Genomic DNA, 6,892 nt, shown 5'->3' on the forward strand with positions numbered 1-6,892 from the left:
CTACCTCTCCTCGGGGTGGAACTCGTGCACCGGCAGGTACTTCGCGATGTCCGTCGTCGTCACTAACCCGACGACGCCGTCGCCGTCCGCCCCGGTCACCGGCAGCTTCTTGACGTTCTCGTCGCGCATCAGTTCCGCGGCTTCGCCGAGCGTCGTCGTCGACGACACCGTCACGACCGGCGCACTCATGCAGTCGTCGACGGTCACGGTCGCCGGATCCCGTTCCCTCGCCGCCAGTTCCACGAAGTCCGTATAGAGTACCTCCATCATCCGGTCCCAGCGGATCCGGAAGCTGGCTGGCATCACCAGCATGGCCATGCGTCCGTCCAGCTCGATGATGACCGTCTTGGCAACCTGGTCACCGGGCACGTTGCAGTGATGGGCAAGGGACTGGGCAGTGAATCCGGGGGGATGGCTCAGGCACTGGTACTCGGCACCGTGGGCCTTCAGGTGTTCAATCAGGGTCTGTACGGGCATGGCAACACCTCCTGGCATGGGGCTGTGACCCATGGATCCGGGGATCCTGATCTCAGGCTAGACCAACCCCGCCGGAGGTGTCCCGCAAAAAGGTTACATTTTGTACAATCAGCCCGCAGACTGGTAGTGGTGCACATCCCGCTGCGGATAGGGAATGGTGATGCCGTTCTGGTCGAAGGCCACCTTGATCTGTTCAAGCATGTGCCAGTAGCAGAACCAGAGGTCATCCCCATTGGCCCAGATGCGGACCTTGAGATCCACTGAGCTGTCACCGAGATCGCCCACCACGATCATCGGTTCCGGATCACGCAGGATGCGCTCATCCGTTGCCAGGGTCTTCTGGATAACCTCGCGGGCCTTCTGGATGTCATCGGTGTAGCTGATACCGATGGTCATATCCACACGGCGGTTCGGGTAGGCGCTGTAATTGGTCAGACTGGCGTTGGAGAGCGACGCATTGGGCATCACCACCTGGCGGTTGTCGAAAGTGTCCACCACGGTGTACAGGATCTGGATTTCCTTGACCGTGCCCAGAAAGCCCTGGGCCTCGATGACGTCGCCAACCTTGAATGGCTTGAAGATGAGGATGAGGACACCGCCGGCGAAGTTCGCGAGACTGCCCTGGAGGGCCAGACCGACGGCCAGGCCGGCGGCACCAAGGACGGCAATGAAGGAGGTCGTCGCGATACCGACCATGGATGCGACGGAGATCAACAGGATGATCTTGAACAGGATGGAAACCAGACCGGTCACAAAACGCCCGAGGGTTGGATCCTTGGCGGTCAGTTTCCTGTCGAGGGCGGTGACGAACCGGTTGATCAGCCACAGGCCGACGACCAGCGTGATGACGGCCAGCAACAGCTGCGGCAGGTAGTTCATGGCCATGCCTGCGGCCATGGATGTCAGCTCCTGGAGCTGTTCCGTATCCGGGATCATGCTTTCCATTCAGGCGCTCCTTATGGATTCTTGTTCTGTCAGCGGTTGCGTGTTGGCGTCCACCGCCCACTCAACCAGTTCGTCGAATCCGCCCTGTTTCAGAACACGGCCATCGCGCTGGTTGAGCTGGTAATCGTACATTGGATCGTAATAGTCCGTCAGCAGCGTCCGGATCCAGTCACGGTGGCGGTCCAGGTCGCCGGACTGCCACTGTTGCGACAGGGCTTCCTGCATTACCGCTTCCAGCTGCTGGTGGCGCAGTCCGCCCAGGCGCTTGCGGATACGGCCGAGTGCATCCAACAGAAAACCACGGAAGGCTTCAAAGCCAGTCTCCATTCCGTCGCGTTCCATGAAGGCTCTACTCATGTCGATGACGTAGTCCTCCAGAATGTTCTCGACACGCGTTGCCAATGGCTGTTCGAGCACCATCCGGGGGGATTCGCCCAGACGCTTCTGCAGAGGTACGGGCAGTACGCGCCGGCCGATCAGTCGCCCCTCATCCTCCACATGGATGGGGCCGCCACGGGCGTGGGCCTGGTAGAGTGCCGTGGCCACGGCGTTGTCGAAGCTGGCCTGGGTGGGCTGGGGGGTGAGCGTGCGCCCGAAGCTGGAGCCGCGGTGTGCGGCCAGTCCTTCCAGGTCCACGGGGTTGGGAAGCTGATGGAGCAGCCGCGTCTTGCCGGTACCGGTGCGTCCAGCGACCACCATCAGGGGCAGCCCGGGGATCCGGTTTTCGATCAGCTCATCCAGCACGAAGCGCCGCAGTGACTTGTAGCCCCCTTCAACCCGGGGGATGGTGACACCGGCCTCATGCAGCCACTGCTGCACGATACGGGAACGCAGGCCACCCCTGGAGCAGTACAGTCGAGCCTCCGGGTGACGGTTCGCGAAGTCCACCCACTCGGCAATCCTGGCCTCGCGCACCTGGCCTCCGACCAGTTCATGGCCGAGCTCGATGGCCGCATTCTGACCGGCTTCCTTGTAGCGGATGCCCACCTGCTGGCGCTCGGAGTCGGTCATGAGAGGCAGGCTGTGCGCGTTGGGCAGCGTGCTCTCGGCGAACTCTACAGGCGCGCGTACGTCCAGGAACGGGCGCCCCTCGCGCAGCAGTTCGGCATAGTCGTTGGTAAGCGGGAGTTCGGAGGCCACGGTGATGATTCCGTTGTTGCAGTGAGTGCACAGTCTAACCCAGCTCCCGGCGCTTTACGCTACCCGGCGGGCCGGCTAGTATGCGCTGCCATGGAAAAGATCCCCCTCGATGCCCTGTTGCAGCGCAGCCTGCCACGTGCCCGGACCTGCTGGAGCCGGCCCGCCGGTTGCCCGGGGATCGAACTCTGTCTGTTTGATCCCGACTGCCTGGAGGGCCCGCTCAGCCACGAGGAGGCGCAGCTGGTTGTGGCCGAACCGGCCTATTGGTCGTTCTGCTGGGCCAGTGGCCAGGTGATGGCCCAGTGGCTGCTGGACAATCCGGAGCGCGTCGCCGGGCGGCGGGTGCTGGATTTCGGGTGTGGTTCCGGGATTGTGGCCATTGCCGCTGCCATGGCGGGCGCCCGGGAGGTCATTGCGGCGGACATTGATCCGGACGCGCTCGCGGCCACTGACATCAATGCCCGCCGCAACGGCGTGACGGTGACACTGGCCGGAGACTGGCGCGATGAGGCTCGCCCCGAGGTGCTTCTGGCCGCTGACGTACTCTATGATCCGGAGAATCGCCCCATGCTGTGGGATTTCCAGGCCGGTGCGGATGCGGTTCTGATGGCGGACTCGCGGCTTCGGCATCTTGGCAATGAGGATTACCGGCTGATCACCACGGTGGAAGGGCGGACCTGGCCGGACCTCAACGAGTTTGAGGAGTTCAACCGGGTAAGGCTGTATTGGGCTCCGGGGGGCGGGCTGGACGGCGCTGCATAAAAAAGGGATGGCCGTGGCCATCCCTCAAACTGGCGAAACGCTTTCCGACGAAAGCGGTGGGCGTCCTGCCCGTTTACCACCTCCTGTGGATCCATCTCCGGCCTTCCCTGGCCAGCCGGCATCCGAGCCGGCCTTCTGGTTCAGCGTCCCTCAAGCATTACATCCCTTTATTCCATGCTTCCCCTCAGCTCCTCTGAGGAAACCATCCCTGTAACGTCCTTTCCCTGTCGTCCGCTGACAGTTGAAACAATACCAACTCAGGGACGGTTGTTGAGTGGGTCAATACCGACGGGCTGTCCGCTTCCAGCCACCCGGCTCATTAAAGCCTTTCATAATCAGCATCATACGAAGTTAAATCAGGTGAAATAGGTTGTTTCCGACGTGACAGAACAAGCATTTCCTACATCAGTGTAGGAAATCTCTTACACGCCTAATGGCAGAATGCTGACATCGGCAGAGCCACGGGCAGCAGCCGGCATTCAGGTCTATAGTGAGGGTATTCCCGCAAACCGATGTCGGATTACCCGCAATGAGCAAACTGAAGGCCCTGGTGGTGGACGATGCCAGCTTCGTAAGGGACCTGGTCAGGCGAACCATGCGTTCCCAGTTTCCCTCCATTGAACTCCATGAGGCGGCGGACGGGCGCAAGGCCCAGACGCTGATGGGGCGTGAACGCTTTGATCTGATCCTGTGCGACTGGGAGATGCCCGAGATCTCGGGTCTGGAGCTTCTCCAGTGGGCACGGGGCCACAGTCACTATGGTGAGACGCCCTTTGTGATGGTGACCAGCCGTGGCGACAAGGAGCATGTGGTTGAAGCCATCCGCGAGGGGGTTTCCGATTATCTCGGCAAGCCCTTCAGCCCGGAATCCCTGGGGAAGAAGGTACGCAAGGTGCTGGGCAGTCAGCTCGGCGATGACGGTCAGAAGGCATCAGCCTCCAGTGATGCCTTCCGCCAGTCCGCGGATCTTCTGACCGGTGGTGGCCGGTCCCAGAAAAAGGAAACCCCGCCACCGGCCGGGGAGTCCCCGGTTGAGAGCGGTAACGCCCCACAGCCCCAGACCGGTAAGCCGGCCGGCGGGGCCCGGGGCAGGGAGGCCACCATGGTTGATCTGCGCTTCTCGCAGGCAACGCTGAGAGGGGTGCTGCGGGCGGTTACCCTGAACGACGTCCGGGTCAGCGCCAGGCGAGATGACGCCATGCCGCAGATTCTGGAGCAGGCGGTGGTGGACGTGGATCTGGGAGACAGGATGGCGCGGCTGAACGGTTACGTCTATCAGCTCCAGGCCCAGGAAAAGGACCCGGATACGAAGTTTGTCCAGGTGGTGGTGCGGTTCGTGGATGATGACCCCCAGAAGCTGGAGGATCTGAGCCATTTCATTGCCCGTTTTCAGGGATGATGCGGTTGGCGGGCAGGTGGCAGCGGAAGGTGCTGCCGCTGTTGGGGGTACTGTCGATGCTCAGGTACCCGTCGTGGTTGTAGAGGATGTGCTTGACGATGGCGAGGCCAAGCCCGGTCCCGCCTGTTTCCTTGCTGCGGCTGGGATCGGCACGGTAGAAGCGTTCCGTGAGCCGCGGGATGTGTTCCGGGTCAATGCCCGGCCCGTCATCCGTAACGCTGACTGAAATGCCTTCGGAACCGGCGCTGTAATCAATGCGGATATGGCCGCCTCCAGGGGTGTATTTCACCGCGTTGAAAATGATGTTGGAGAAGGCACTGCGCAGCTGTTCCGCGTCCCCTCGGATGCGGCGGTTGTCACCGATGCGCAGCTCGATCTCGTGTTCCTGGTCGCCGCTCAGGGCCATGGCGTCCTGCTGGATCTGGCGCAGCAGATCCGCCGGTCTGCATTCCGCGTCGCCGGTGTTGCGGTCGCTGGTCTCCAGCCGGGAGAGCAGTAGCAGATCCGTGATCAGCGCCTCCATGCGGTTGGCCTGGTGGCGCATGGCGTCCATCGGGCGCTGCCAGCCGGAAGGCATGCGGTCGGTCTGCTCGGCGAGCGTTTCCAGGTAGCCGCTCAGCACCGTCAGGGGCGTACGCATCTCGTGGGAGACGTTGCTGACGAAGTCCCGCCGCATCTTCTCCAGCTGGTAGAGCCGCGTTACATCCTTGATGGTGATGAGCCGGTCGTCCTCGCCGAAAAGGTTGATCTCGATCTGCAGCCGTGTGCGCGGACGGGCCGGGGATTCGATCTCCAGCGGCTCCGCATACGCCTTGGCCTCGAAATAGCTGCGGAACTCCGGGGTGCGGATCAGGTTGTGGATGTATTCACCCTGGTCCTGGGTACTGTTGAACCCGCACAGGTTTTCCGCTGCCCGGTTCCACCATTCCATGGCGCCGGCGGCATCGGTCATCACAACGCCGTCACGCAGGGCGTTGGTGGATTCCCGGATCCGGTTGATCATGCTCTGGAGTCGGTCGCGGGCCCGCAGGTGGCGTTTCTGGAGGCGGTAGATGTCGTCCAGGACCTCGCCCCAGAGTCCGGGGGCTTCAGGGGGCTCGGCCTCCTGGTTGCTGCGTTCGAGCCAACGGTGAAGGCGGTTCAACTGATGCAGCATCCAGCCGGCATAGACGGCCAGTGCCAGCGCAAGTACCAGGGCGGGGTGGCCGAGCAGCCAGCCCACCAGCAGGGGTGCTGTCAGCAGCAGAGTCAGCCGGCGCAGGTGCTTTTTAAGGCCTGTACTCATTGGATCCCTGGTGGCACTCACTGTTGGCGTGTGGAAAACCGGTAGCCGGCACCCCGGACCGTCTGCACGAGTTTTCCGTGGGCTTCACCCAGGACCTTGCGCAGGCGGCGTATGTGCACGTCCACCGTGCGTTCCTCCACGTAGATCCCGGCGCCCCAGACCTGGTCGAGCAGCTGTTCCCGGGTGTAGACCCGGTCCGGGTGGGTCATGAAGAACTGCAGCAGGCGGTACTCGGTGGGGCCGATATTGACAGATTCGCCGTCGATGGTCACCCAGTGGCCAACCGGGTCCAGGTGGATGCCGCCGATCTCCACCGGGGTATCCATGCCGGGCGGTGTGGAGCGCCGCAGCACCGCCTTGAGCCGGGCCACCATTTCCCGGGGCGAGAAGGGCTTGGTGATGTAGTCGTCCGCGCCCACCTCCAGCCCCTGCACCCGGTTGTCCTCCTCGGTTCTGGCCGTGAGCATGATGATGGGGATCTCGGCGGTGCCTTCGTCGCGCTTCAGGCGCCGGGCCAGGTCAATACCGGAGGTGCCGGGCAGCATCCAGTCGACCAGCATCAGGTCGGGCACCTGTTCGGCGAGGCGCTGGTGGGCCTCGCTGGAGTCGCCGGCGAGTTGCACGTCGAAACCCTCGCGTGCCAGCACGCGGCTGACCATCTCCTGGATCTCGGGCTCGTCTTCGACCAGCAGGATCGTCGCCTGCATGCCTTCCCCCTGTCGGGGCGATCAACGTAACAGTCTTTCTACGCGGCAATCATGACAGCGCTGTGACAGCGCGGCGTCATCCTATGGGGCAGCCGTCTTCCACCGCGAAGCTCGGTTCCAGCAGCACCACCCCGTGCTCCGGCGACTCCGCGCCCAGCACCAGCACCTCCGACTTGA

7 protein-coding genes are annotated in these 6,892 nt (G+C 62.9%); 2 read left to right on the plus strand and 5 right to left on the minus strand.

Annotated features, from left to right (window positions below; genetic code table 11):
- The 3 genes from QZ501_RS14395 to mnmH form a co-directional block, all read right to left on the minus strand.
- Positions 1 to 477: a CBS domain-containing protein gene (locus QZ501_RS14395; RefSeq protein ID WP_295720481.1), complete on the minus strand. Its 477-nt coding sequence runs from the start codon at positions 475 to 477 to the stop codon at positions 1 to 3.
- A 108-nt stretch (positions 478 to 585) separates the two neighbouring features.
- Complete coding sequence (locus tag QZ501_RS14400; RefSeq protein ID WP_151439811.1) at positions 586 to 1,422, minus strand: mechanosensitive ion channel domain-containing protein; 837 nt, start codon at positions 1,420 to 1,422, stop codon at positions 586 to 588.
- Positions 1,423 to 2,562 carry a tRNA 2-selenouridine(34) synthase MnmH gene (gene mnmH / locus QZ501_RS14405; RefSeq protein WP_295720484.1) on the minus strand — a complete coding sequence of 380 codons (1,140 nt, stop codon included), beginning with the start codon at positions 2,560 to 2,562 and terminating at the stop codon, positions 1,423 to 1,425.
- Between the two features lie 90 nt (positions 2,563 to 2,652).
- Here mnmH and QZ501_RS14410 point away from each other — a divergent pair, with 90 nt between their 5' ends.
- Both QZ501_RS14410 and QZ501_RS14415 read left to right on the plus strand, forming a co-directional pair.
- Positions 2,653 to 3,324: a 50S ribosomal protein L11 methyltransferase gene (locus tag QZ501_RS14410; protein ID WP_151439813.1), complete on the plus strand. Its 672-nt coding sequence runs from the start codon at positions 2,653 to 2,655 to the stop codon at positions 3,322 to 3,324.
- Positions 3,325 to 3,853: 529 nt separating this feature from the next.
- On the plus strand, positions 3,854 to 4,723 hold the full coding sequence (locus tag QZ501_RS14415; protein WP_151439814.1) for a response regulator: 870 nt from the start codon (positions 3,854 to 3,856) through the stop codon (positions 4,721 to 4,723).
- On the opposite strand, the gene phoR is transcribed toward QZ501_RS14415, so the two are convergent.
- Together phoR and phoB are read right to left on the minus strand one after the other, a co-directional pair.
- A complete protein-coding gene (gene phoR, locus QZ501_RS14420) occupies positions 4,701 to 6,008 on the minus strand; it encodes a phosphate regulon sensor histidine kinase PhoR (RefSeq protein ID WP_160898967.1) in 1,308 nt (435 codons plus the stop codon). The genes QZ501_RS14415 and phoR overlap by 23 nt on opposite strands.
- A gap of 17 nt (positions 6,009 to 6,025) precedes the next feature.
- Positions 6,026 to 6,715 (minus strand): phosphate regulon transcriptional regulator PhoB, encoded by a 690-nt coding sequence (gene phoB / locus QZ501_RS14425; protein ID WP_295720488.1) that lies wholly within the window; start codon positions 6,713 to 6,715, stop codon positions 6,026 to 6,028.
- Between the last annotated feature and the right edge of the window lie 177 nt (positions 6,716 to 6,892).

Source organism: uncultured Halovibrio sp. (assembly GCF_913056445.1).
Taxonomy (GTDB): Bacteria; Pseudomonadota; Gammaproteobacteria; order Pseudomonadales; family Oleiphilaceae; genus Halospina; species Halospina utahensis_B.

Excerpts from the sequence above, each read along its gene's own strand:
- QZ501_RS14395 (WP_295720481.1), bottom strand. The coding sequence starts at position 477 with ATGCCCGTACAGACCCTGATTGAACACCTGAAGGCCCACGGTGCCGAG.
- QZ501_RS14400 (WP_151439811.1), bottom strand. The coding sequence starts at position 1,422 with ATGGAAAGCATGATCCCGGATACGGAACAGCTCCAGGAGCTGACATCC.
- QZ501_RS14410 (WP_151439813.1), top strand. The coding sequence starts at position 2,653 with ATGGAAAAGATCCCCCTCGATGCCCTGTTGCAGCGCAGCCTGCCACGT.
- QZ501_RS14415 (WP_151439814.1), top strand. The coding sequence starts at position 3,854 with ATGAGCAAACTGAAGGCCCTGGTGGTGGACGATGCCAGCTTCGTAAGG.
- phoR (WP_160898967.1), bottom strand. The coding sequence starts at position 6,008 with ATGAGTACAGGCCTTAAAAAGCACCTGCGCCGGCTGACTCTGCTGCTG.
- phoB (WP_295720488.1), bottom strand. The coding sequence starts at position 6,715 with ATGCAGGCGACGATCCTGCTGGTCGAAGACGAGCCCGAGATCCAGGAG.